The following is a 24,545-nucleotide window of genomic DNA, read 5'->3' as shown; positions in this document are numbered from 1 at the left end:
TTGCCATACATGGTTAGTATGCCATGAGTCTAGCGTGGAACCAATAAACGATTATGAACCTCTTCTTCTAGCTTCGTCAAACCATGACTGCGCCCGCGCTCCATTGCCGTATCCATTTTGCGTCCACGTAACCAGCCCGCACGCAATGCTACCGCTGCACCAGCGCGATTACCAGAACCACAGTGCAAGACGGTTTTTTTGCCATGGTACTGACGCAAGATGTTATCAAACGCCAATATATTTAACTGTTTTAAATCGTTAGCCCCGCTGATAGGCAGCTGCTCATAATGCATACCAGCGCGCTCTACCGCCGCGCGCTCATCAAAATTTAGCTCATCATCTGGTTGCAAGTTAAGCACCAACTCAACGCCAGCCGCCGCTAAAGCAGCGACTTTTTCGTCGTCGAGGGCGCCGCACACGATGGTATTGTCATCAGGGCGAAAATACGGCTCAAACATATTTTCTAAATCGATACCGTTATCTTTAGCAGTAGCTTCATCTATGGTAGCTGAGTTATCGGGCTCAGCTACCTCTGTTGCATTGTCATGTAAAGTCATAGTGAATAATTAATTGGTAAAATATAAAGGTTAAAAATATGGCGCAATCTACTTGTTTTCGTCTTGCAATTTAATCACACCAGCAAGATGCGGCTTGTCGTTTTTAGCACTAAATAAGCCAAATTCGCAAGTATCGGTAGGGCTCTTTAACGCTGCTATCGGCTCAGCGATCAGCTCTACTTCTGCTGGCAAAAAGATAGGCAGCTTAAATGATACATTGATCGTGCAAGCATCTGGTAGCTCATCCATCAGCGCTAGACATTTAGCTTTTGACCACATGCCGTGGGCGATGGCTTTTGGAAAACCAAATGCGCGTGCCGATAGTGGGTGCAAGTGGATAAGGTTGAAATCCCCTGAAACAAACGCATAACGACGGCCGATATCTTCTGGTACTTCAAAGATACTGTGCACGCCTTCTTCATTCACCAAAGGCTTAACGGTCACTGGACGCGGCGTGCTTTTTTTATCTTTGCTACCTGATTTTTTGCCACGTGACAAATAAGTAGAAGTGCCTTCCCATATTACCTCGTCGTCTGATTTCATCGTGGTGACAAAATCAAACTGCTGACCTTGCGCATGGTCACGTAGATTATCAAACTTCACCGCCATCGCTACCGTTTCACGCTCACCGATAGGACGATACTGCGTCACGCTATTATCCACATGCACCAAACCTAGCATAGCAAAGGGAAATGGCTCTTTGACCATCATATTCATTTGTAACGTCTGTGATAAAACAGAAAAATAGGTAATCGGTATTTTGCCATTGTCGGCGAAACCACAAATCTTACGATAATCGTCAAGATTATTTTGGTCGATGTGCAAATTATCTACATAATACGTCGCTTGTGGCAACTGATCGCGGCTGACCTTTTCGTTATTACCAATAGGCAATAGACTCTTGACGATATTGGCGTAGGTGGTATGCGCTTTTGGCAACGCATCATAATGTTTGTCTGACATAATAAATCCTAAATGGGGTTGAGCTAACTGAGGCTGGAGCAAATTATCTGGCTACTTGTAAACAGTGAAGCATTCGTTTGTCGGCTTATTTGTTTACTGGTTGGTTTACTGGTTCATTTACTGGCACATGCTTTTATTCATACCTGTTTTTATCATAAAAAAGCCACCCTCGGGCAGCTTTATTACAATTTATCAGCAATTTTTCGTAAGCATATGTGAGGTCAATTTAACAATCTTGTCCATTTTACCTACTTAATACAGGCTTGCTCGATATCTTTTAGTCATTTATCGAGCAGTATTCTGCCTCTATTTTACTGGCTATGCATCCAACAAGCTATGCACCCAACAAGCTTTGACCACAAACACGTACGATATTGCCATTTAGACCACCAGAAGCTGGCGACGCAAGCCATGCAATGGTTTCAGCAACGTCGATTGGTAAACCGCCTTGGCTCATTGAGTTCATACGGCGACCGGCTTCACGAATGGCAAACGGAATGGCTTCTGTCATTTGCGTTTCGATAAACCCTGGCGCTACAGCGTTGATAGTCATGCCTTTAGAACCGTCGTCTAATTGCTTAGCAGTCGCGTTTACCAAACCGATGACGCCCGCTTTAGAAGTAGCATAGTTACTTTGACCTAGATTACCAGCGATACCTGAGATAGATGAAACGCAGACGATACGTGCATGGTCTTTTAGTACATCATTATCTAGCAAGTAGCGGTTTAGCTTGGCAATACTGCCCAAGTTGATGTTGATAACCATGTCCCACTTTTTCTCATCCATTTTTGCTAGTGTCTTATCACGGGTCACGCCAGCATTATGAATAACGGCATCTAAACCGCCACGCTTTTGCGCCGCCTCTGCGATTTCTTTGCCCGCATCTTCACTGGTGATATCGACGGTTAATACTGAACCACTGATTTCGCTGGCGACTTTTTGTAAGTCCGCTTGCTGCTGCGGTACATCAAGACAGATAACATGAGCGCCTTCGCGTGCCAACACACGAGCGATGGCTTCACCGATACCGCGACTTGCGCCAGTGACCAGCATGGTTTTACCGCCTAAAGGCTGCGTCCAATCGACATCAACGTTGGCGCCATTAGTAACACGTACCACTTGTCCTGACACATAAGCTGAGCGCGCTGAGGCAAAGAAGCGTAACGTTGAGTCTAGGTTCTTTTCAGCGCCTTCTGCCACGTAGATAAGCTGGGCGGTGATACCGCGCTTAAACTCTTTACCAACAGATTTCACAAAACCTTCAAGCGAGCGCTGTGCCAATGCCGCTTCAATATCTTTTAGATCTTCTGGTGGACGACCGATAACGATAACACGACCTGATTTTTCGACGCGGCGCGCTACTGCATGAAAGAACTCATACACTTGTTTGAGCTCATCAGCATTACTGATATTGCTGGCATCAAACAATAAAACTTTAAATTTGTCATCGCCGCCGGTATTGGCTTTGGCTTTCACGCCTGCATCAGCCAGCGCGTCTTTTACCGCATCACGGCTGTTTACAAATACATCAGCGTGCAGGTCTGACAAAATACGAGCAACTGATTCGCTGATGGCAGTATTGTCGCCATCAGCACGGCCAACCAATACACTACCGCGTACTGACGGCTGACCACTATCAAAACGGTCTAGCTCTACTGGCATCGGCAAGCCTAGATTTTTTGCCACTTTTCTGCCAATAGAAGACTGCACAAAATCACCATAACGGTCTGACATAATATAATCCTATAATTGATGAGAAAAAATTATTAATATAAATAAACAGGTTAAAAACTGCTGTAACTATACACTTCCATGCAAAACAAGTCCAAAAGCTGCGCCTGTCTATCATAATCTGTAGACAAGCCAGTATACAAGATAGCAACTTTTTCTCGCCTTAAAAACACCCCACTTATGTTAAAATCGAACGTATAAGTTATGGTAAATGCATTTATAGATAACAATATATTATCAAAAGCTTCGTTATGCAATGTTATTAATCAATACTAACCAGTATAATCAGTAGCGTTTGATAGTTAGCATTGAAGGCATGAGCTTAAAATTAGCGTCACATCGTTTGCTAAAGAGATACAGTAAGCGCGTAAAAAGCGCCTTATGCTAACCTTCTCTGCCGTGTACTATGTTTTTCTCTTTTATTTTTATTTTGTTTTTCCCTTTTATCTTCTACCCATATTTTTTAAGGATAATATTATGAGTACTAAAAACAATCACCCTGATAGCCCTGTTGTTGAAACGACCGTCGTAAAAGCTGGTGATAGCCAAAATACCGAAACAGCGACTGACGCAGCAACCAAAAAAGCAGCAACTGAAGACGCCAAGCAGCCAAACGTTTTTGACACAATGGCAAACTCAAAAACCGCTGAGCCAAAAAAAGCGGACGATAAAAAGTCGGATGCCAAAACAGCGGATACGAAAACAGACAGCTCTAATAAAGATAATTCTAAGAAAGACGAGTCTAAAAAGGAGAGCACCGCTGAAAAAAGCTCAAAAGACAGCAGAAGCACTACCGCTACTAAAGATGATAGTGCGGCTAAAGATGCTAATAAAAAGACTGACACAGCTAGTACAAAAACAACCGCTACGACCGCTAAAGAATCGAGCAAAACTGGCCTGAGCTCAGGTCAACATCGCGTCGCTATCCTAGGTGGCAACCGTATCCCGTTTGCGCGCTCAAACGGTGCTTACTCTGATGACAGCAATACTGACATGCTAACCGCCGCGTTGGATGGTTTGGTTGAGCGTTTTAACTTACAAGACGAAAAAGTCGGCGAAGTCGTTGCTGGTGCGGTGATGAAATTGAGCCGTGATATCAACTTGACGCGTGAAGCAACGCTAAGTACTGCCTTGAACCCACATACACCAACGTACGATATCTCACAAGCTTGCGGTACTGGCTTACAAGCAACCTTTGCTTCTGCTAATAAAATCGCCCTTGGTATCATTGATTCGGCCATTACCGGCGGTGTGGATACCACCTCTGACGCCCCTATCGCTGTTGGCGATGGCTTACGTAAAGTGCTAATCAAATTGGGCGCGGCTAAAGACAACAAACAACGTCTAAAAGCGCTAATGGGTTTAAATCCTAAAGATTTGATCGACTCACCACAAAATGGCGAGCCGCGTACGGGTTTATCCATGGGTGACCATCAAGCGATTACCACCCTTGAGTGGAACATCAGCCGTGAAGATCAGGATGAGCTTGCCTTTAACAGCCATAAGAATCTAGCACGCGCGTATGACGAAGGTTTCTTTGACGACCTCATCACGCCATACAAAGGTTTGACGCGCGATAACAACTTGCGCCCAGATACGACGTTAGACAAGCTTGCTAAACTCAAACCCGTGTTTGGTAAAAAGAACGCCAACCCAACCATGACAGCCGCTAACTCTACGCCGCTAACCGATGGCGCCTCTTGTGTGCTATTGGCTAATGACGAATGGGCCAAAGAGCGTGGTCTTAAGCCACTAGCGTATATCGTTCATCAAGAAACAGCTGCTGTTGATTTTATCGGTAAATCTGGCGATAAAGAAGGTTTACTCATGGCGCCAGCTTATGCGGTACCGCGTATGCTTGAGCGCGCTGGTTTAACGCTGCAAGATTTTGACTTCTATGAAATCCATGAAGCGTTTGCCTCACAAGTACTATCGACGCTAGCAGCTTGGGAAGATGAGAAGTTCTGTCAAGAGCGTTTGGGTCTTGATGCGCCACTAGGCTCTATCGATCGTAGCAAGCTAAACGTCAATGGCTCATCACTTGCCGCAGGTCATCCATTTGCCGCAACCGGTGGTCGTATCCTAGCCACTGCTGCCAAATTGTTAGACCAAAAAGGGTCAGGTCGCGCGCTTATCTCAATCTGCGCCGCTGGCGGTCAAGGCGTAACCTGTATTCTAGAGAAATAATTTATTAGTTAAGTTAATTAGCCAATAAATAGCATTCAATGTTAATGCTCCCTTTAATCTGATGATTAGAGGGAGTTTTTTGTTTTGGTTGAAAAAAACATTAAAAAGACTGCAACAAGTAAACATTGCGTACTCATAGCGTTATTGTAAATATGCTAGAGTAATAAACCACATATAGCACTATCATAATGAATAATAACCATAAAAATATTGTTTAGGAGCTTATTATGAGCAAAGATTCCTCATCGATCGACCGACAAACCTTAAATGCCTCAAAGCGGCAAGCGCGGTCAGCACTCGAACAAGACAGCTTTATTACTCGTATGGATAAAGAAGTGTTTGACGATGAGCTGCGACGCAAAATGCATCAAGATTTGATCGACAGCTATGACGAAGAGCTGGAAAATGAGATAGACGATTACGTGCGCGACTTTCGTTTTGATGGCCGCGCGATGAGTGAGCAAGAAAAGCTCGATCGGCGTACTTATTTTGAAGAATTACTGCGACTACAGCGAGAGCTTATCAAACTGCAAGATTGGGTGGTCGAATACGGCGAGCGCATTGTGGTGATATTTGAAGGGCGCGATTCTGCGGGTAAAGGTGGCGCTATCAAGCGTATCACTCAGCGTCTAAACCCGCGTGTTTGCCGTGTTGCTGCGCTACCCGCACCAACCGAACGCGAACAGTCGCAGTGGTATTTCCAGCGTTATGTAGCGCACTTGCCCGCCGCTGGCGAGATTGTCTTGTTTGATCGCAGCTGGTACAACCGTGTGGGCGTTGAACGCGTCATGGGGTTTTGTACCGATGCCCAGTACGAAGAGTTTTTCCAATCAGTACCTGAATTTGAGCGTATGCTGGTACGCTCAGGTATTCGCTTGGTCAAATACTGGTTTTCGATTACCGATGATGAGCAGCATTCACGCTTTATGAGCCGGATTCATGACCCACTTAAGCAGTGGAAGCTGTCAGCGATGGACTTACAATCACGTCGGCGCTGGGAGGATTATACCAAAGCCAAAGAGACCATGTTTGAGCGCACCCATATCCCTGAAGCGCCGTGGTGGGTGGTCGAAGGCAATAATAAAAAACGCGCACGGCTAAACTGTATCGCTCATTTACTTGAGCAAATCCCCTATAAAGAAGTACCGCGCGATGAGATTGAGTTGCCCGAACGCAAGCGCGATGATGAGTATTACCGCGAGCCAATTCCCGATGATATGTACGTGCCACCGCGTTATTAACCAAATTCATTTACGTAACATTTAACAAATTGCACTGACAAAAAAGCAGCCTTCTATATTTCATAAAGCTGCTTTTTTATGAGGTCGCTAAAGTGTATTGTAGTAACAACAAATACAGTTGTTTCTCTGCAAATGTTACCCTGCAAAGGACTACATAGTATAAGTTGACTGTAAACTATCAATTTTACCAGCCAATAAACGCTCGACCTCATTTTTAATGCGCAGGCCAGCAATATCTGTGCCTATCTGTACGGCAAATCCTGCTGGACGGCCGCTTTGACTTTTTGAATTGATCCAAACCACTTTACCATTCATCGGTAAGCGTTCGCTAGAATTGGGCAGAGTGACGGCAATAAACACTTCATCGCCCAGTTTTTGGGTTTTATCGGACGGCACAAATAACGCGCCATTGGTCACAAAGGATAAATAGCTTGCGTATAACGTTTCCATATCTTCAATATGGCAGGTTAAAATCCCGCCACGTCCTGGCATTGCCATAGTCCGCTTCCTTTATAAGTGAGGTTTACTTTATTTTAATTTGATTTATAAATACGCCAATTCTTGCATCAGCTTATCATAAGCGAATTTTTCTTGCACATTTTGTTGTAGGGCGATTTTTGTTTGTTGTAGACTGTTTATAAACGCCTCAAAGCTACTTTCAGCAGGTTTGTAATTGCTGAAAGAGGCGGATAAATCGATGTCCTTTTGCAGCGCATCGAGACCCAAACATACACGGCGCATATCGACCAGCATCAGCTCCGACAGTTGAATAAACTCGCTTATACTCAACTGGGTTTGCCAATAATCGCTTGCCGCCACGCTACTGCGTTTACCGCTACGTAACGCTTGCCACGTTGTCCGCCATAGCGCGCGCTTACTATACCAAGGCGCTTGTGCAAGGGCCACCGCTGCTAAAGGCGCACCATTTGCCAACTGTATCAGCTGCTCAATAGCCGCCGTTCCGACCGCCTCACGGTTGACCGTACTGCCTAAAGCATGAGTGACATAATCGACTGAAACAGCAGGATCAATCGTTTGCAATGCCAGCTGCTGAACGCGGCTTTTTATGGTTGGCAGTAACTGCGCCGGAGTATCACTGATGAGGAATAAATGCACTTGCGCTTGTGGCTCTTCCAAAGTTTTAAGCAGCGCATTAGCCGCAGCAATGGTCATTTGCTCTGCATAATCTAGCACACAAATCCGCATACCCTGCCCGCCTTGATAAATAAACGGCTGCAGAGCACGGATATCATCGACTTTTATTTTTAACGCGGCATTACTAACAGCTTTGGCAGATTTTTTGTCTTTTGCGGTGCTAGTTGCTGCTTCTTTAGCATGAGCATTATCGGCACTGACTGGCATACTAATCATTGGCAAGACTTGTAAACTTGGATGCGTCCCTGATCTAAGCCATTGACAGCTCTCACAAGCCCCGCAAGCGCCGAGCGGATGGCTATCGCGCTCACGGCATAATAACCATGCCACCAAACGCCAGACAAAAGCACGCTTACCCATCCCTTGCATACCGGCCGCTAAGAGCGCGTGCGGTAAGGATTGCTGCGGCATTAATACCCGCTTGGTCAGCTGCGACCATAACTCATTTTGCCACGGTAGTAACGGTGCAAAATAAATACTATCGCTCAAAGGCACTGTGCTGGTCATTTCAGTTATCTCATTCACGATCATCGCTCAATACCTTAAATACGTTCAATACGCTTACAACCTTTGAGTAACAAACAATCCTACTCTATTTAATAAAATACTTTATAAACATTTACTTAGGCTATTATTAATTTGTGTAAATTAGCAGTTTTGAAAATCAACTAAGCTCATGGCATTGAGCCGGTCTAAGTCTTCTTGGGTATCGACGCCGGCTGGCAGATGACAGCTTGCAGTGGCAATAGCAATATGACCACCATTTTCTAAAACTCGTAATTGCTCTAGGCTTTCTAATATCTCGAGCGGCGTTTGCGGCCAATGCACAAACTGCTGTAACAAGCTAACGCGGTAGGCGTATAGCCCCAAATGACGATAAGCGTTTTTTGGTGGTTGCTGCTGTATATTTTTATCTTTTGCCAAAACCACATCACGGTCGCACGGAATCGGTGCACGGCTAAAATATAATGCACGCTGTAAATTGCTGGACGTCTGACTGACAACTTTTACGACCGATGGGCGCATAAAAGTTTCGTAGTCTTCGATAGGCTCGCATAAAGTCGCCATCACGCTGTCGCTATCTTGCACTAGCAGGGCTTTGACTTGCTGTAACAATAACGGCGGTACCAAAGGCTCGTCACCCTGCATATTGACCACGATATCATGCTCAGCCCAGCCTTTGATAGCGGCAACTTCCGCCAAACGGTCGGTCCCTGACGCATGCTCATTACTGGTCATCACCACATCAAAACCTGCCTCTGTGCAAACTTTAGCAATCGCCTCATCATCAGTCGCAATACACATATCGTCAGCAAAATCAGCCAACTGTGCTTTTTCAGCCACCCACAGTATCATTGGTTTGCCATGAATCTTTAATAATGGCTTACCGGGTAAGCGCGTACTTTTAAAGCGCGCAGGAATAACAATATGAGTTTTGGCTGGCGCAGCTTCAATTGGCATTGTTGCGGCTGATATTAAGTCTGACGACATGGTTTATTCCTATAAAATCATTTACGCTTTTGTGCTTTTAGATAAATTAATATTTAAAGCTTTTAATTGCTGCTGTAAGCTGACATAGCAACTGTCTGATAACACCGCAGTCACTGGCAATACCCATAAGCGATTAATAAGCTCTTGATACTCTTCGCTAAGTGGTTGGCGGCTAGACGTATCTATTAGTAACGCTCTGATTTTGACCGCGTCTTTACTGGTGACAATGATCGGCAGCTCGCTATATTGTAAAAGCTCAGTCAAGCTAAAATCATAATGATCGGGATAAGCGTGCCCAATGACATCAAAGCCAAGCGACAATAAAGTATCAAAAAAACGCTGCGGATAACCGATACCGCTTACCGCATGTACCCGACCATTTGGTATAGGTGGCATAAGTGGCATAGACGTTTTTGCTGCGACACTTAAACCATCTATCTCAACAGCAGAAGGCCATAAAGGCTGCAATTTATCCGCTTGTAGATGCATCGTTAAACGCTTAGCTTGAGCTTGCTTATTATCTTCGGTCGTCCTATCCGCTTTTTCATGATAAACCACATTTGCGCCTTTTAAGCGTGACATAGGCTCACGTAAAAAACCGGTTGGTAGCAATTGCTGATTACCAAAACCACGCGACGCATCGACCACAATCCATTCGATATCACGTTGCAGCGCATAATGCTGCAAGCCATCATCAGCAATAATCAGTTGTAAATCAGGATGTGCGTTTAACAAAGTGGTAATAGCCTGCTTACGATTGGGGCAAACGGCCATCGCCGCGCCTGTCATATTGACAATTAAACACGGCTCATCCCCTACGATGCTTGGCAAGCTATCGGCATGTACCAAAGCTGGCATCTGGTTACTATCACCGCCATAGCCGCGGCTGATAACGCCTACCTTTATGCCTTGCTTTTGTAGATAGTTGACCAAGGCAATAATCAACGGTGTCTTACCGCTACCGCCTACCGTGATATTACCAATCACCATCACTGCAACAGGCGCATGATAACTGGAAAACAGGCCTATCTTATAAGCCTGACGGCGCACCATCGTAATGAATCCATACAACCAGCTGACAGGCAGTAGCAGCCAGAGCCAAGCGGCCTGACGTTGCCATGCACGCGTCATTGTGGTTTCAATACTCATAGTGATGTGTTATTTATCCTATTTATTGAGTCATACCTATACCGCAACGTACAATCATTGCTTTCCTTAGCTTTACCCAAACAGTAGCTTGACTCAAACAGCAGCTTTATTCAAAATCACGCGCGTACATTTGCGCATAATGGCCATGCAATCGCATCAGCTCTTCGTGGGTGCCTAGTTCAACAACCTGACCACTATCTAACACCGCAATACGGTCAGCTGTTTCAATCGTTGTTAAACGATGGGCAATCACCAGTGTCGTCCTATCTTTCATGACGTTATCGAGTGCTTTTTGAATATAGTACTCTGACTCGTTATCTAAGGCACTGGTGGCTTCATCTAAAATCAAAATCGGTGCGTCTTTCAATAACGCACGCGCAATCGAGATACGCTGACGTTGACCGCCTGACAGCTGCAAGCCTTCAGCGCCAATCTCACTTTGATAGCCATTTGGCATTTTCATAATAAAATCATGGGCAAAAGCGTCTTTTGCAGCGCGCTCGACCTCAGCTTGGGTTTTATTTGCCAAGCTGCCATAGGCAATATTATTAAACACCGTGGTATTAAACAGTACCACTTGCTGATTGACCATCGCAATTTGCGCGCGCAAGCTTTCAAGCTTGATGTCGTCAATTGGCATACCGTCAAGGGTGATTTGCCCCGAGGACGTATTTAAAGTACGCGTGAGTAAGTTAACGAGTGAAGACTTACCAGCGCCGCTACGCCCGACCAGTGCTATCGTCTCGCCTGCACGCACATCCAAAGTAAAATCACGCAGCGCCACCGTTGAATCAGGATAAACCAAACTGACATTATCGAACTGAATGTCACCTGCTAAAGTCGGGCTAAGTATGCCTGTGTCTTGTTCTTCTGGCTCATCCAACAAAGTAAAGATTGACTCGCCCGCGGCAAGCCCTTTTTGCAATTTTTGATTGATATCAGTGAGTGAGCGCACCGGCTTACTTAATAATCCTGCGGCAGCAATATAGGAGATAAACTCACCTGCCGAGATATTATCTATTACCGCAGGACGCAGCGCGAGCCATACAACGACCGCCATCGCCATCGCCATCAATAATTGCACCGCTGGGGTATTAATGCTATTGGTCACCACGACCTTCATGCCTTGGCGCAAGTTTTTCTTTGAGGTTATATCAAAACGCTTGGCTTCATACGCTTGTCCGCCATAATTTTTCACTACCTGATAGCCGCCGATGACCTCATTGGTGATGTGGCTGACACTACCCATGGTTTCTTGAATGCCTTTAGACAGCTTTAGATAACGCTTTGAGGCCACCCGTATCAACCATAAAATCGGCGGTAGCACCACAAATAAAATCAAGGTTAAACGCCAGTTGCTATAAAGCAAAAAACCTATCAAAGCCACCACGGTCAAACCATCGCGCAACAAGGTTTTCATTGAATCGGTACTGGCGGCAGTCACTTGTTCAACATCAAAAATAAGCTTGGATGAAATCGTCCCCGCTGGATTTGCCAGATAGAATGAGCTTGGCAAACGCAAAAGCTTATTGAACACTTGAACGCGTAACTCATAAACAAGATTGCGCGATACTAAAGCCGTATAGTAATTACCCAAAAAACTGCCCACGCCGCGGACAAAAAACAGCGCCACGATAATAAATGGAAATAAGTCCTGTTTGCTTTGATCGTTTTGATTGATGGCATCAGTGATATATTGCAATAACTTGGCAATCCAAATCTCTGTTGCCGCATTAATCGCAAAGCCTATTATGACCAAGATTAGCGCCCACCAATAAGGTTTAAGGTAGCTTAACAGACGTAATAAAGTCCTATGCCTAGGCGTATTTGATGGCGCTGCTGACAACTTTTTAGCAGAATTTTTTTTAGAGTCAGGTTGATAAGCTTGGCTCATAAAAGCCTCAATTTAGGTATAAAAAGAAATGACACAAATGCAGCAGTGGCAAGTGAGCATAAAATACAGCAGTAAAAACACCAAGGGTCATGATAGTGGCGTTTGATGTTTTTACTGTAGCAATATATCAAACGCCCTAAAATTTACTGCGGCGCAGATTCTGGTAAAGGCTGCCCAAGTGGCACAACCGTACTGATATTGAGATTTAAAAAACCCAGTTTACCAGCGATATCCATGACCCGTACCACCGATTGATGGGTAGCATTTGCATCAGCAGCAATGACAAATAGCATATCACGATTGCTTCCCGCCTCTTGCTGGAGCATGTTAGTCAGCTCGGCCTCATCGCTACTCGCAAGGGTGATGCCATTAACCAAATAACTGCCATCTTCTTGCACAGCGACTTCAATACTGTTTTTCTCTTCTGTTAATGCTACCCCTTCCGCTTCAGGAAGAATAATATTTAAGCGGCTAAAGTGATTGAACGAGGTGGCAAGCAGTAAAAATACGATTAAAAATAATAAACAATCAATCATCGGCGTCAGATTGATTTCAAGTGGCTCAACGGTCGGTTTTCTAAAACGCATATCGCTCTCTTTAATGGGCTGCAATGTACAGATTCAACAAATAAGTGACATCACACAATTAAGTTGCTGTAGCGGCTGTCTCTAAATCTGAGGTATCAAGTGAAAGCTCATAACCTTTAGTTTTAGTTGTTTCTGCACCATTAGCAGGTAGAGAGATGGTAGAGGCATGCGTATTGTCTAGCAATTGATAATCATACAATTCTTGAATCATCAGCCCCGCTTGCGTTTCAAACTGCGCATTGATATCGATAATACGGCGCTGAAAATAGCGGTAAGCAACCAGAGCCGGAATAGCCACAATCATACCAGCCGCCGTGGTAATCAATGCTTGTGACACGCCAGCAGCTAGCATCGTTGGGTCTTGCATCGCGCCATCAGTAATCGCTAAAAATGACGAGATAATACCCAACACCGTACCTAGCAAACCAAGCAGCGGCGCAATCGCCCCAATAGTACCGAGCATATTGATATTTTTTTCTAACTGATGCACTTGCACACTGGCGCGGTTTTGCATGTGCATTGTCATCGAGTCTAGGCCGTATTGGCGGTAAAGCAGGCCAGTTGCCAGAATATCACCCAAAGGGGTTTTTTCTTTGACATTCATCAGCTGCGTGCGGCCAATATCACCGTTTTCACGTAGACGGGTTATTAGCTGTTCGCGCAATCTATTGGGTACAATTTTATTAAACTGCAACGTATGGCTACGCTCGATAATAATCACCAATGCCAATATTGAGCACACCACGATAGGTGTCATCAGCCAACCACCTGCTTTTACCAGCTCCCACATACGCACTCTCTTCTATGTTTTTGTTAATTATTAAAAGACGGTTTTACATTTGAATAACCAGTTCAGGGGTATAAAAAGCTCTAAGCCTGCGCTTCTATATGCTTGATCAAAGCCGCTAGTTGATCATGATTGTGGAAGAATATCTCAACACTACCCTGCCCATCTTTTTTATGTTTAAGCTTTACTTCTGCGCCTAACATATCAGTTAAACGCTGGGTTAAGCGCTCAACATCGCGAGACTGTACTTGCTCGGTGCGATTGGCTTTTGGTGCTGGCTGCAAGATTGACTTAACCAATTTCTCAGCCTCGCGCACCGTCATGCCTGCATCAATGATTTTTTGCGCAATAATAGGCTGCTGTTCTGATGATAGCGCCAACAGGGTACGCGCATGTCCCATATCTAAAGCACTATTTGCCAAATGATCTTTAACTGTATCGTGCAGCTGATTCAAGCGCAAAAGATTCGATACCGTGGTACGCGCTTTACCAACGACTTCGGCAATCATCGCATGGCTCATACCAAACTCGGTATGAAAACGCTGCAGGGCAGCCGCCTGCTCAATCACCGATAAATCTTCGCGCTGAATATTTTCAATCAAGGCTAATGCTATGGCCAATTCATCAGACAGTGCACGTTCAATCGCTGGTATAACCGATTTACCTGCCATTTTTGCTGCACGCCAGCGGCGCTCACCAGCGATAATCTCATGCGTCACCAAGGCTTCGCTTTTATCTTCATTCGCCAGTAATGGACGAATAACAATCGGCTGCATAACGCCATGCTGCTCAATAGAAGAAGCCAATTCTGCCAGCGCCGTTTCGCTCATATCACGGCGCGGCTGATACTTACCTGCTTGCAGACGTGTCACATCGATTTGCACCAAGCTGATTTGGTCTTCAGAAGCGCTATTTTCTGTGACGTTCGCGCGAGCTTTATTAGCAGGAGCTTTTTTTATCGTCCGCGCTTTACGATTATTATTGTCAGTGGTTTGTTCAGACACTGGCAAGGCAGAAGGCTTGTTAACAGCCGCAGCTATGCTATCTTCTTGCTCAATAGGTTGTGGTATTTTGGTTGACTCAGTATGCTCACGCACTACCGTGTCATCTTGTAAGGCAGAGGCGGCAATTTGCTTTTCTTTTTTGATTGACCCTAATAAGGCATCTAAACCTCGATTGGCAGCCAACCCTCTTTTCTTTGCCATGATTACCTATCCTCTAACGCTAAAATAAAAAGCCAAATATTGCTAAATACCGGCTTACTGATACATATAATTTGCTGTTCTTTTAGTAACTTGCAACATGAACTTATAATGATGTGCTCTGTTTTATCACTTCAGCCGCCAGTTTTTGATACGCGCGCGCACCTTTTGACCATCTCTCATAAGCAATAACTGGCAAGCCATGTGCGGGCGCTTCAGCCAAACGAATATTTCTTGGAATATGAGTTTTATACATAATATCACCAAAGTGCGCCTCTAACTCAGCCGACACATCACGCGCCAAGGTATTGCGCGCATCGAACAAGGTTCTGACCACGCCGCGAATATAGAGCTTAGGGTTGAGCTCAGTAAGACGCTCAATCGTCTGCGACAAATCCGCCAAACCTTCTAGGGCATAATATTCACACTGCATCGGAATAATAACGCTATCGGTTGCTACCAACGCATTAATCGTCAGCAAGTTTAAGCTCGGTGCACAATCGATAATCACATAATCATAAGCAGGTTTATTAGCGGCGATTTGATCGTTGACCAACTGCGCCACCGCCGTTTTAAACAACTCATGGCTGTTGGTCTTGCTCATTAAGGTGATGTCCATACCTGCCAAATCACGATTGGCACCGATGACATCAAAGCCAGCTGGGCTATTCACAATCGCCTCAGACAGCGATACACCATCGAGCAATACGTCAGCGATGGTCAGCTCTAATTGGTTCTTATCCACGCCCGTGCCACTGGTGGCATTACCCTGTGGGTCTAAGTCAATCAGCAGTACATGCTTGCGCTTGGCCGCTAAGCTGGCGGTCAAATTCACTGCCGTCGTGGTTTTACCCACGCCGCCTTTTTGATTCGCAATCGCTATGATTTCCATACACTCACTCAATTTAATTAGAATCTGTTACTGATTTTTACTACAGTATTTTTGCCGCTCATGCTTATTATTTTACTCAAATACCTGACGCTTACCTATAAGTCTATTTAGACACCAGCGTACACGCCATTTATGACTATAGAACAATTGTTGTCTTGCATAGCGTGACGTGCTCATAGCTTAGACATTTTTATAAGATAATTCAATTAAATGACGACTATCTTGTAAACGTGGTACTTTTAATGCAATCGTCTTTATTTGCCAAGCGTCACTTAGCGCTTGCAACTCTTCATCGCTTGGGGCTTTGCCTTTCATCGCGCATAAATAACCGTTATCTGCCAAGCGCGGCTGCGCCACTTCGACAAAATCAATCAAACTGGCAAAGGCTCTTGAGGTGACCACCTCATAGCTGGCTTCATGCGCCTCAATACGCGAGGCGATTGGCTGCATGTTAGTCAAACCAAGCTCGCTGCTGATTTGCTTAATAAAGCGAATCTTTTTCTGGTTGCTATCAAGGGCAGTACATTGGCGCTCAGGCTGACAGATAGCAATAATCACCGCTGGCAAGCCCGCTCCTGTGCCAATATCAAGCAGCGACCCTGGCGGTAAATGCGTTATAATAGCCAAGCAATCGATGATATGTTTGATAAGTGCTTCGACTGGATCGGTAATCGCGGTCAGATTATACGCGTTATTCCATAATAAAAGCTGGTCTAAATACAATAATAGCGTGCGCTGTTGCTGCGCGCTTAACGTAAGACCCAACTCGTCTATTGCTTGCGCCAGCATAGTTGCCAGCTTAGGTAATTGCGCACCAAGCTTGACAAAACCTGTCGGGTCAATATGACTGTTACCCGTGCTAGCAGACGATGAAGAGGTTTTAGTAGAATCTGACATACGGGTTATCCAGTTTTAACATGTGAACCGTCTATTTTATCATGCGCTCTGCCCATTGAATAGTTGCAGATTGCGCCAATGTACGCCATCTTATACTATCTACGCCTATGTCGAGGGCTTATCTTCTTCAATAACCAGCAAGTCAACGTAATAAAATCTCTATTATTACAGCCTAATAAGCTAAAACTTTCACTTTACTATGATACAAAACTGCGCTGAATGTCTCGTCTAAAACGCGCCGATATCTTGTAAGATGTTCTTATTTACTATTATAAATGTAAGCATGATTAAAAATACATTCCTAAACTTAAAGCGCAAACAGTAAAAAATCAATAACCATTCCACCCTTTTAAAACGACCTACTATATAACTATGACCGAACCGCAAAACACCCCTATAAATCAAGACTCAAAAGATACCAACCCTATGGTAACACCTGTCAATAAAGCAGCAGAAGCAAAATTACCAGCACACAAAGAGCCGTCAGACATTACTCAGCCAGATAGCACCTTAGATGCGCCTAGCACGCCGCATCCGGCATTCATTGACGTCACTAAGCGCTGCCTTGTCAGTACTGAACAGCTTAAGCGCTATACTGATCCAAATAAATTACCGACCGATACCCGCACTGCCCCTGATCTAGATGTCGGCTTTGGGCAACAGCGCGCCCTGAAAGCCTTGCAGACGGCGCTGGATATTCATGCCAGCGGCTATCATGTGTTTGCCGCGGGCGAAAATGGTTTAGGCAAACGCACAGTGATCAGTCGCTTACTACAACGCATTGCCGCTGATGCACCGACGCCTGATGATTGGGTTTATGTGCACAATTTTACTGACCCGCGTACACCGCAAGCACTGCGCCTACCTGCTGGGCAAGGGCAGATATTGCAACAGCAGGTCAACCAATTATGGCAGCAAGCAAAAAAACGACTTAGCCAACGTTTTCGTAGCGACCAGTATCAAAGCAAAATCGAAGCGATTAAAAATGACACCCATCAAAAAGAAAGTCAGGCTTACGATGACCTTAATACCGAAGGTAAACAGTACGATTTGGCACTGACGTTTCGCGCATTTGATAATAAAGCGGTATTTGTCCACCCTAGCAAATTACCTAGTGAAGAAAATCATCAGAGCACTGACCATTCAAAAATCTCTAGTAGCCAAAAAAATCAAACAACAGAAGAAAAGACTGCGCACCCTACTAAAAATAATATTGATGATGATAATGCTAACAGCGAGTATGGCAACGAATACGGCAAAAGCGAATATGAAGCTGAGCTGAATAATTTTGCCCAAAAAAACCATATGCAAAAGCGCTTAAGTCAGCTAACCATCGCCTTAGAGCAATTAGAAGACGAAGCCAATGATGCCATTGAAGCATTGCATCGCAATATTGCACGCCGTGCGCTACAACCTTTATTTGCGCCTATTTATGAGCAATTTGCTGCTCATCCCTTGGTTGTCGAGTATCTAAAAACCGTATTTGCCGATATGGTTACGCATGTCGAGCGCATCGTTAACGGTGATGATGAGGAGTTTGTGACGGCCGTTCTTGCCACAACGCCGAGCCGTTATGCGATCAACGTCATTGTCAGTCATACGCCAGATAGTGGCGCCCCCGTCATCTTTGAAGATTTGCCGACGCATTTAAACCTATTGGGTCATGTCGAGCAAATCACCCAATTGGGCACAGTAACCACCGATGTCAGTATGATTCGAGCCGGCGCCCTGCACCGTGCCAATGGCGGTTATCTGTTGTTAGAAGCCAGTCATCTGCTTGAGCATCCTTACGCCTGGCAAGGCCTTAAACGCGCCCTGCAATCTCGCAAAATCAGACTATCTAGCCTTGAGCAGATGCTAACCTTGACAGGCAGTTTGTCGCTTGCACCCGCACCGATTGACCTTGATATTAAGGTAATTTTGCTTGGCGAAGCGGATTTATATTACGAATTACTCGAGCTTGAGCCGGAGTTTGATGCGGTATTTAAAGTACGTGCCGACTTTCACGACGATGTGACACGTAGCCCTGAACATGAATTAGCATTGGTGGCAAAAATGGCTGACATCATTGACCATGCCAACCTTTATCCGTTTGATAGTAGCGCCCAAGCTGCCTTACTTGAGCATTTAAGCTTACAAGCCGAAGACCAAGACCGCTTGAGTTTGCATAGTGATTTATTGATTAAGCTGTTGCATGAATCCAACCGCCATGCACGTTTGAGCGGTAAAAACATCGTTAGCGCCATACACGTGACCCACGCTATTGACGATATGGACGAGCGCTCAGGATACTTGCGCGACCTTTATTGGGATGAGCTAAAAAATGGCCAGCAGCTGATTCAGACCCAAGGTGATGCGGTCGGACAAGTCAATGCGCTCACCGTCGTCAGCTACGCGGATAGCGAGTTTGGTATGCCTGCGCGTCTGACCGCGGTTATTCAGCCAAATATTGGCGCTGGCGAAATCCTCGATATCGAGCGGGATGTCGATTTGGGCGGCAGCTTACACGCTAAAGGCATGCTGATTATGACCAGCTATTTGCGCGCCTTATTTAGTCAGCATCATGCGCTCAACTTTAGCGCCTCGCTCGCTTTTGAGCAAAGTTACGCTCATATCGATGGTGATAGTGCCACGGTCAGTGAAGGCTGTGCGCTGCTGTCCGCTTTAGCAAACGTCCCGATCAATCAATCTTTTGCAATTACCGGCTCAATGAATCAGTTAGGCGAAGTCCAAGCCGTCGGCGGTATCAATTCTAAAATCGCGGGTTTCTTTGACGCTTGCCGCGAGCAAGAGCTGACCGGACAACAAGGCGTGGTTATCCCAATGGCCAATGTCAAACAATTAATGCTACGTGACGATATTATCGCCGCTGTTCAAGCAGAGCAATTTCATATTTATGGCGTGCAGACGCTTAGTGAAGCCTTGACCTTAATGACGGGTCTGCCTGTCGATACCATGAATAAAAAAGGTCGCTACCGTAAAGACACTCTATTTGGTAAAGTGTTAAGTCGTTTGATGCTTTGGGATGAAAATCAAAACGCTGATGACGAAGTCGATGATAAAAAATCGAAGAAAAAGGATAAAAAGAGGCGTAAGGCCAAACGTCAAAAAAAACAAGATAAGCAAAAAAAAGCCAAGAAAGAACAAGATGACTGCTGCGCAACTACAGCAGAGCAACTCTAGACGCTGATATGCTTTTCTGCGATGATGAGTTTTTTGCGCTTTGCTGTTTTAATAAGCTGTATTCATAAATAATACCCTTATAAAAATTAAACTCGTGACTGAATAAAGGTTATCTTTAATGACTGTACATTCTACTGACGCCGATGGTCTTCAATCGCAAGCAGCTAATACTAAGCAAGCAACTGCGCTAGTGACTAAAGAAGTAACGAAAGAATTAGCTGCGCAAAATGACGAAGTTGTAACAGAGAATAAAGCGTCTGAGGAAGCAGTAGATAATCGCCATGGTGCCGCAACGACGGCGCGACAATGGCAAGTATTGTCGCAGTTGCAGCGCAATCGTTGGGTAGGTACCACCCATGTCTACGAGCAGCTTAAATTGGCAGGTTTTGATATCAGTTTACGCACCGTGCAACGCGATTTAAATGCCCTTGCCAAACGCTTTCCTATCGAAAAAAACAATGCCAATCCACAAGGCTGGCGTTGGAAAGACGATGCGCCGCTGCAAAGCTTACCGCATATGAATTTATCGCAAGCGGTTGCCTTTAATATGGTCGAAGCCAATCTAAGCCAGCTGCTGCCGCCGGTTATTTTAGATGAGCTTTTTCCTTGGTTTGATTTGGCACGCCGGCAGCTTAAAAACAGCAAAGTCACCCATTCATGGATTGATAGGGTGCGTATCGAGCCTGCCTCGCAGCCTTTGATTGCGCCGCATATTGATTTGGAAAGTAAAGACAATATTTATCATGCGTTGTTTTATCAACTACAAATAAAAGCCAGTTATACTCGTAGCGATAAATCCCAAGCCAGCGAATACATTCTAAATCCCATTGCTATCATCCAGCGTGGGGTGATTATTTACTTATTGGCGACGCGTACCGATGACCCAGACGTAATTATTCGTACCTTTGCCCTCCACCGCTTTGCCAGCGTTGAGATACTAGAAAGCGCGGCTCAAACCCCTGATAATTTCCAACTCGATAACTATCTAGATGCAGGCGGCATGGGCTTTAGCCATCCTTTATTTAGTCAGCTACCCGACCATGGCAAACATACCGCCGTTGAGCTACAATTTACCAAACAAGCGGGCAAAAGCTTAACGGAAAGCAAGCTGAGTGACGACCAAACTGTAATCATCAATAGTGATGGAACCCTAACCATACGCGCAACCGTTAACTTAACCTCGCAGCTGGTTTGGTGGTTACGTGGTTTTGGTAACGGTTTATTAGACGCCAAACCCGCCCTCCTATATCAAGCGGTTTTAGATAAACCAATAAATGATGAGTTTCGATAACAAAGAAAAATATCTCATTATTAATGCTAATAAAAACCTAATAGCCATACTCAAATGCACTGACGCTTATACTATATAAAATAACCATTGAAAAATTAAAAACCCAAAAGGAATATTATGTCAGCCACTACCCCATCACCGTTACTTTCAGACAGTTTAAGAGCGCTGGGTTTAGACACGGGGACATTATTTTTTGCGCTCAATTATGAATTTACTAAGATTGAGCAAAAAGGCTTATTTAAAAACCTAAAAAAACGCTTTAAGAAAAATGAAGGCGCGATTGATATTGATTTGGCCTGCGTACTATATAACGACAACTGCACCATCAGCGATATCGTTTGGTTTAAACAGTTACGGGATAAGGCAGAATCCGTCAAACATCAAGGCGATAGTCTCAACGGTAAGGACCGCGGTGAACAAGCGATGTATCTTGCGCCCCTTGACCAAGAGCAAATCAGAATTTATTTGGATAAAGTACCTGCGCACATTACCCACATTGCCTTAATCGCTAACTCTTACCACAACCTACCGTTTAGCAGAGTCAAAAAAGGTGAGATTCATTTAAGCGATGATGAAGGCAACCGCGTTTTTGAGGTTAATTTAAAGCAGCTACCACGTGACTGTATAACGCTTTGGGCGGCACACTTGCAGCGAGAAGTGGACGATTGGCATTTGACCTTGCAAAATCTACCGCTACCTGCAAAAGATTTAGCAACCGCCGCGCAAGAAGTGGCGCATGAATTGGCACGCGCTCTACCGATTACGCCAGCTATGTATAACTGATACATAACCAATATTAGATTGATTATACATCAGTTAAAAAACCTATCGATTAAAAAAAAGGTAAAACGCTAATTAACGTTTTACCCTTGTTCTTTTTAAATAAGGAGTTTTAAATAAGAATTTTTACATACTCCTCTTATTCTAATGGCTCACCGCAATGCGGACAAAAATTCTTTTGCCGCACTTCCTTTTCTCGGCGCTCAAGCTCTTTTTCGCGCAGTACTTGCAGTACGATTTCTTGCGCTTGCTCCTTATCCAATCCAAGCTCGCGGCGAATCTTTTCAATCATCATCTGATTTTGCACCAAATCAAAATTACTATCGACTAGTTGCTCACGAAAATCTTGCTCGAGCTCTTCTCGGCGCTGACTCAGCTCATTTGCCAAACCCGTCGCCAAGATACCCGCTGGCAGAGCCGCAAGACCGACGCCCAGTATGGTGATAAGTGCACCTAATATCTTACCAGCATTGGTGATAGGTGTGACATCGCCGTAACCTACCGTCGTCAGGGTAACCACCGCCCACCACATAGCTTTGGGTATCGACTCAAACTCTTCAGGCTGAGCGTGGTTTTCGACCAAATAAATGCCACTTGACGCCGTCACAATCATAATGATTAAGATAAAAATAACCGCTTGAAACGAGCCTTTCTCCTTACTGATAACCACCAATAAAATACGCAGGGAGGCAAAATAACGGGTGAGTTTCAGAATTCGAAACAGGCGCAAAATACGTAAGAAGCGCAAATCGATACTGACAAAGAAATTCAAAAATGCGGGGGCAATGGCAATGATATCAATCAACGCCGACGGACTTTTTAGCCAATCCCAGCGCTGACGCCACGTGGTATTGTCGGGTTTGGCTTCAGCGACACTCCATAACCTCAGTAAATACTCGATAGAAAAGATCACGATAGAGAAGTTTTCAAACCACGTAAAATACGCTTGATACGGGTAATACCAGTTGTCAACCGACTCAGCGATAACCGCCGTGACGTTCGCCATAATCAAAAAAATGAGAAAGTAATCGACATAGCGACTAAAGAACGTGTCATGCTCATCGTTTTGCAAAATATTATAGACGAAAAGACGCAAGCGCCGAATAGATTGGAATAGCATGCCGTCCCTATGTGGTGTCATACCGGTTTTATATTATTAAAAATCAGGTGGGAGATATCAACAAAAAGGCAGTTGCGCTTGCAGACTCAATGAGGGTTTTTAAAAAATTTATCGCAATTTTTGCTTCAGACGTTATGATTATACAAAATTTATGTAATAAATGTAGGTCGCGATTACCAATAGCAGCGCCATGACAAAAAATATCAAACGTAAAAAACGCTCATCCGCTCGTAATTGATTGCTTAAGTTTTGGGCTGGTAATAAAAACAAGCCACATTTAGGACAACAGGCATCTATTTGGTTTAAAAGCTTAATTGAGCGGGCATTTTCGCAGCGCAGCGGAGAGTTACTACAATAACCGAGCATAATATCCAATCTATCCTTCTATCCATGTCATTGTTTAATATTAATGTTTAAAAACGCAGATGTAGCATAAGACAAGCATTTAAAAATGAAAAGGGTAATTTAACCCATAAAATCCGTCACGACTGTAACATAAAATACAATTAAGCCAACTTCCTGTTTAAAACCTTACTCCTCGTGAGGTTTTTGTACTATAATAGAGAAATAATGTTACGAGTTATATTCTGACTTTAACGTTATCTAATGGTCACTGATGCCATCCCCCATTAGAAACTGACCAATAACATCTATTATGTTGAGGAACTTAACGATGAAACTACAATCCCTAGTTTTAGCTGCTGCAACTGCCCTTACTATGACCACTGCTTTTGCGGTACCTGCCGGTACTTGGTCTATCGCTGCTGGCGCACATTATGTTGACCCTAAAAGCGATAATGGTAACGTCACTATAGGTAGTACAAATTATTCTGTAGATGTTGACGGCGATGTACGTCCAACCATCAGTGGCGAATACTTTATCGCTAATAACGTTGGTGTTGAACTACTAGCAGCTATTCCATTTCATCATGATTTCACTTTGACTGATGCAAATGGTGGTGAAATCACAGGTAGAACTCAACATTTACCACCTACTCTTTCACTACAGTACCACTTCGACGGCTATAACATGCCTATGAACGTGAAGCCTTTTGTTGGTGTTGGTGTGAACTATACAACTTTCTTTAAAGAGAAAGCCAATGTTGCAGGTACTGAACTAAAACTTGATGATAGCGTTGGTGTTGCTGGTCATATCGGTCTAGATATCCCATTTGCGCCGACTGAGTCTTTCCGTATTGATGCGCGTTATATGGACATCAAAACTGATGCTACGTTGAACGGTACAGATATTGGTGAAATCGATATCAGCCCTTGGGTATATGGCGTTGCTTTTGTAAAACAGTTCTAATATAGTCCATTGCTATAACATAAGTAAAAGAAGCCAGCTTAATAGCTGGCTTCTTCGTGTTTGTGAATGCCTTTTATTACTTATTAAATAAGAGATACCCCACTCTCAACTTCGAAAGTGATTGAAAA

General features: G+C 44.4%; 20 protein-coding genes. 6 read left to right on the top strand and 14 right to left on the bottom strand.

Annotated elements, in window-relative coordinates:
• Window positions 1-29: 29 nt before the first annotated feature.
• The 3 genes from IQ457_RS02300 to IQ457_RS02290 all read right to left on the bottom strand — a co-directional run bounded on the left by IQ457_RS02300 (window position 30) and on the right by IQ457_RS02290 (window position 3,255).
• Window positions 30-557, bottom strand: a complete 528-nt coding sequence (locus IQ457_RS02300) for a beta-lactamase hydrolase domain-containing protein (RefSeq protein ID WP_200661920.1) — start codon at window positions 555-557, stop codon at window positions 30-32.
• A gap of 48 nt (window positions 558-605) precedes the next feature.
• A complete protein-coding gene (locus tag IQ457_RS02295; RefSeq protein ID WP_200661919.1) occupies window positions 606-1,520 on the bottom strand; it encodes a MaoC family dehydratase in 915 nt (304 codons plus the stop codon).
• A gap of 334 nt (window positions 1,521-1,854) precedes the next feature.
• A complete protein-coding gene (locus tag IQ457_RS02290) occupies window positions 1,855-3,255 on the bottom strand; it encodes a 3-oxoacyl-ACP reductase (RefSeq protein ID WP_144297599.1) in 1,401 nt (466 codons plus the stop codon).
• Between the two features lie 624 nt (window positions 3,256-3,879).
• Between IQ457_RS02290 and IQ457_RS02285 the strand changes: the two genes are divergently transcribed.
• Both IQ457_RS02285 and ppk2 read left to right on the top strand, forming a co-directional pair.
• Window positions 3,880-5,439, top strand: coding sequence for an acetyl-CoA C-acetyltransferase (locus IQ457_RS02285; RefSeq protein ID WP_200662091.1), 1,560 nt, complete (start codon window positions 3,880-3,882; stop codon window positions 5,437-5,439).
• 227 nt (window positions 5,440-5,666) lie between these two features.
• Window positions 5,667-6,680, top strand: coding sequence for a polyphosphate kinase 2 (ppk2, locus tag IQ457_RS02280; RefSeq protein WP_242465329.1), 1,014 nt, complete (start codon window positions 5,667-5,669; stop codon window positions 6,678-6,680).
• 150 nt (window positions 6,681-6,830) lie between these two features.
• Here the strand turns inward: ppk2 and IQ457_RS02275 are convergent, their stop codons facing one another.
• The 10 genes from IQ457_RS02275 to rsmG all read right to left on the bottom strand — a co-directional run bounded on the left by IQ457_RS02275 (window position 6,831) and on the right by rsmG (window position 16,734).
• Window positions 6,831-7,178 carry a PilZ domain-containing protein gene (locus IQ457_RS02275; protein WP_200661918.1) on the bottom strand — a complete coding sequence of 116 codons (348 nt, stop codon included), beginning with the start codon at window positions 7,176-7,178 and terminating at the stop codon, window positions 6,831-6,833.
• A gap of 45 nt (window positions 7,179-7,223) precedes the next feature.
• A complete protein-coding gene (locus IQ457_RS02270) occupies window positions 7,224-8,342 on the bottom strand; it encodes a DNA polymerase III subunit delta' (RefSeq protein ID WP_242465328.1) in 1,119 nt (372 codons plus the stop codon).
• 141 nt (window positions 8,343-8,483) lie between these two features.
• A complete protein-coding gene (gene kdsB / locus IQ457_RS02265) occupies window positions 8,484-9,326 on the bottom strand; it encodes a 3-deoxy-manno-octulosonate cytidylyltransferase (RefSeq protein ID WP_242465327.1) in 843 nt (280 codons plus the stop codon).
• 21 nt (window positions 9,327-9,347) lie between these two features.
• On the bottom strand, window positions 9,348-10,475 hold the full coding sequence (gene lpxK, locus IQ457_RS02260) for a tetraacyldisaccharide 4'-kinase (RefSeq protein WP_200661916.1): 1,128 nt from the start codon (window positions 10,473-10,475) through the stop codon (window positions 9,348-9,350).
• Window positions 10,476-10,581: 106 nt separating this feature from the next.
• Window positions 10,582-12,369 carry a lipid A export permease/ATP-binding protein MsbA gene (gene msbA, locus IQ457_RS02255; RefSeq protein ID WP_242465326.1) on the bottom strand — a complete coding sequence of 596 codons (1,788 nt, stop codon included), beginning with the start codon at window positions 12,367-12,369 and terminating at the stop codon, window positions 10,582-10,584.
• Between the two features lie 143 nt (window positions 12,370-12,512).
• On the bottom strand, window positions 12,513-12,956 hold the full coding sequence (locus tag IQ457_RS02250; RefSeq protein WP_200661915.1) for an ExbD/TolR family protein: 444 nt from the start codon (window positions 12,954-12,956) through the stop codon (window positions 12,513-12,515).
• A 58-nt stretch (window positions 12,957-13,014) separates the two neighbouring features.
• Window positions 13,015-13,746 carry a MotA/TolQ/ExbB proton channel family protein gene (locus tag IQ457_RS02245; protein ID WP_200661914.1) on the bottom strand — a complete coding sequence of 244 codons (732 nt, stop codon included), beginning with the start codon at window positions 13,744-13,746 and terminating at the stop codon, window positions 13,015-13,017.
• Window positions 13,747-13,826: 80 nt separating this feature from the next.
• The gene (locus IQ457_RS02240) at window positions 13,827-14,948 is read right to left on the bottom strand and encodes a ParB/RepB/Spo0J family partition protein (protein WP_200661913.1); all 1,122 of its coding nucleotides are present in this window, start codon (window positions 14,946-14,948) and stop codon (window positions 13,827-13,829) included.
• Between the two features lie 103 nt (window positions 14,949-15,051).
• Window positions 15,052-15,837: a ParA family protein gene (locus IQ457_RS02235; RefSeq protein ID WP_200661912.1), complete on the bottom strand. Its 786-nt coding sequence runs from the start codon at window positions 15,835-15,837 to the stop codon at window positions 15,052-15,054.
• Window positions 15,838-16,017: 180 nt separating this feature from the next.
• The gene (gene rsmG, locus IQ457_RS02230) at window positions 16,018-16,734 is read right to left on the bottom strand and encodes a 16S rRNA (guanine(527)-N(7))-methyltransferase RsmG (RefSeq protein ID WP_200661911.1); all 717 of its coding nucleotides are present in this window, start codon (window positions 16,732-16,734) and stop codon (window positions 16,018-16,020) included.
• 372 nt (window positions 16,735-17,106) lie between these two features.
• On the opposite strand from rsmG, the gene IQ457_RS02225 reads away from it, so the two are divergent.
• From IQ457_RS02225 to IQ457_RS02215, 3 genes are all read left to right on the top strand, one after another.
• On the top strand, window positions 17,107-19,917 hold the full coding sequence (locus tag IQ457_RS02225; RefSeq protein WP_200661910.1) for an ATP-binding protein: 2,811 nt from the start codon (window positions 17,107-17,109) through the stop codon (window positions 19,915-19,917).
• 118 nt (window positions 19,918-20,035) lie between these two features.
• Entirely contained in the window at window positions 20,036-21,208 is a 1,173-nt protein-coding gene (locus IQ457_RS02220; protein WP_200661909.1) for a helix-turn-helix transcriptional regulator, read from the top strand.
• Window positions 21,209-21,325: 117 nt separating this feature from the next.
• Window positions 21,326-21,991, top strand: coding sequence for a TerD family protein (locus IQ457_RS02215; protein WP_200661908.1), 666 nt, complete (start codon window positions 21,326-21,328; stop codon window positions 21,989-21,991).
• 136 nt (window positions 21,992-22,127) lie between these two features.
• Here the strand turns inward: IQ457_RS02215 and IQ457_RS02210 are convergent, their stop codons facing one another.
• Entirely contained in the window at window positions 22,128-23,108 is a 981-nt protein-coding gene (locus tag IQ457_RS02210) for an ion transporter (RefSeq protein WP_200662087.1), read from the bottom strand.
• 673 nt (window positions 23,109-23,781) lie between these two features.
• Between IQ457_RS02210 and IQ457_RS02205 the strand changes: the two genes are divergently transcribed.
• Window positions 23,782-24,417, top strand: a complete 636-nt coding sequence (locus tag IQ457_RS02205) for an OmpW/AlkL family protein (protein WP_200661907.1) — start codon at window positions 23,782-23,784, stop codon at window positions 24,415-24,417.
• The last annotated feature ends 128 nt before the right edge of the window (window positions 24,418-24,545 follow it).

The sequence above is a fragment of the Psychrobacter sp. M9-54-1 genome (genome assembly GCF_016613355.1).
GTDB classification, from domain to species: Bacteria; Pseudomonadota; Gammaproteobacteria; order Pseudomonadales; family Moraxellaceae; genus Psychrobacter; species Psychrobacter faecalis.
This window is presented reverse-complemented; position numbering and strand designations above follow the sequence as displayed.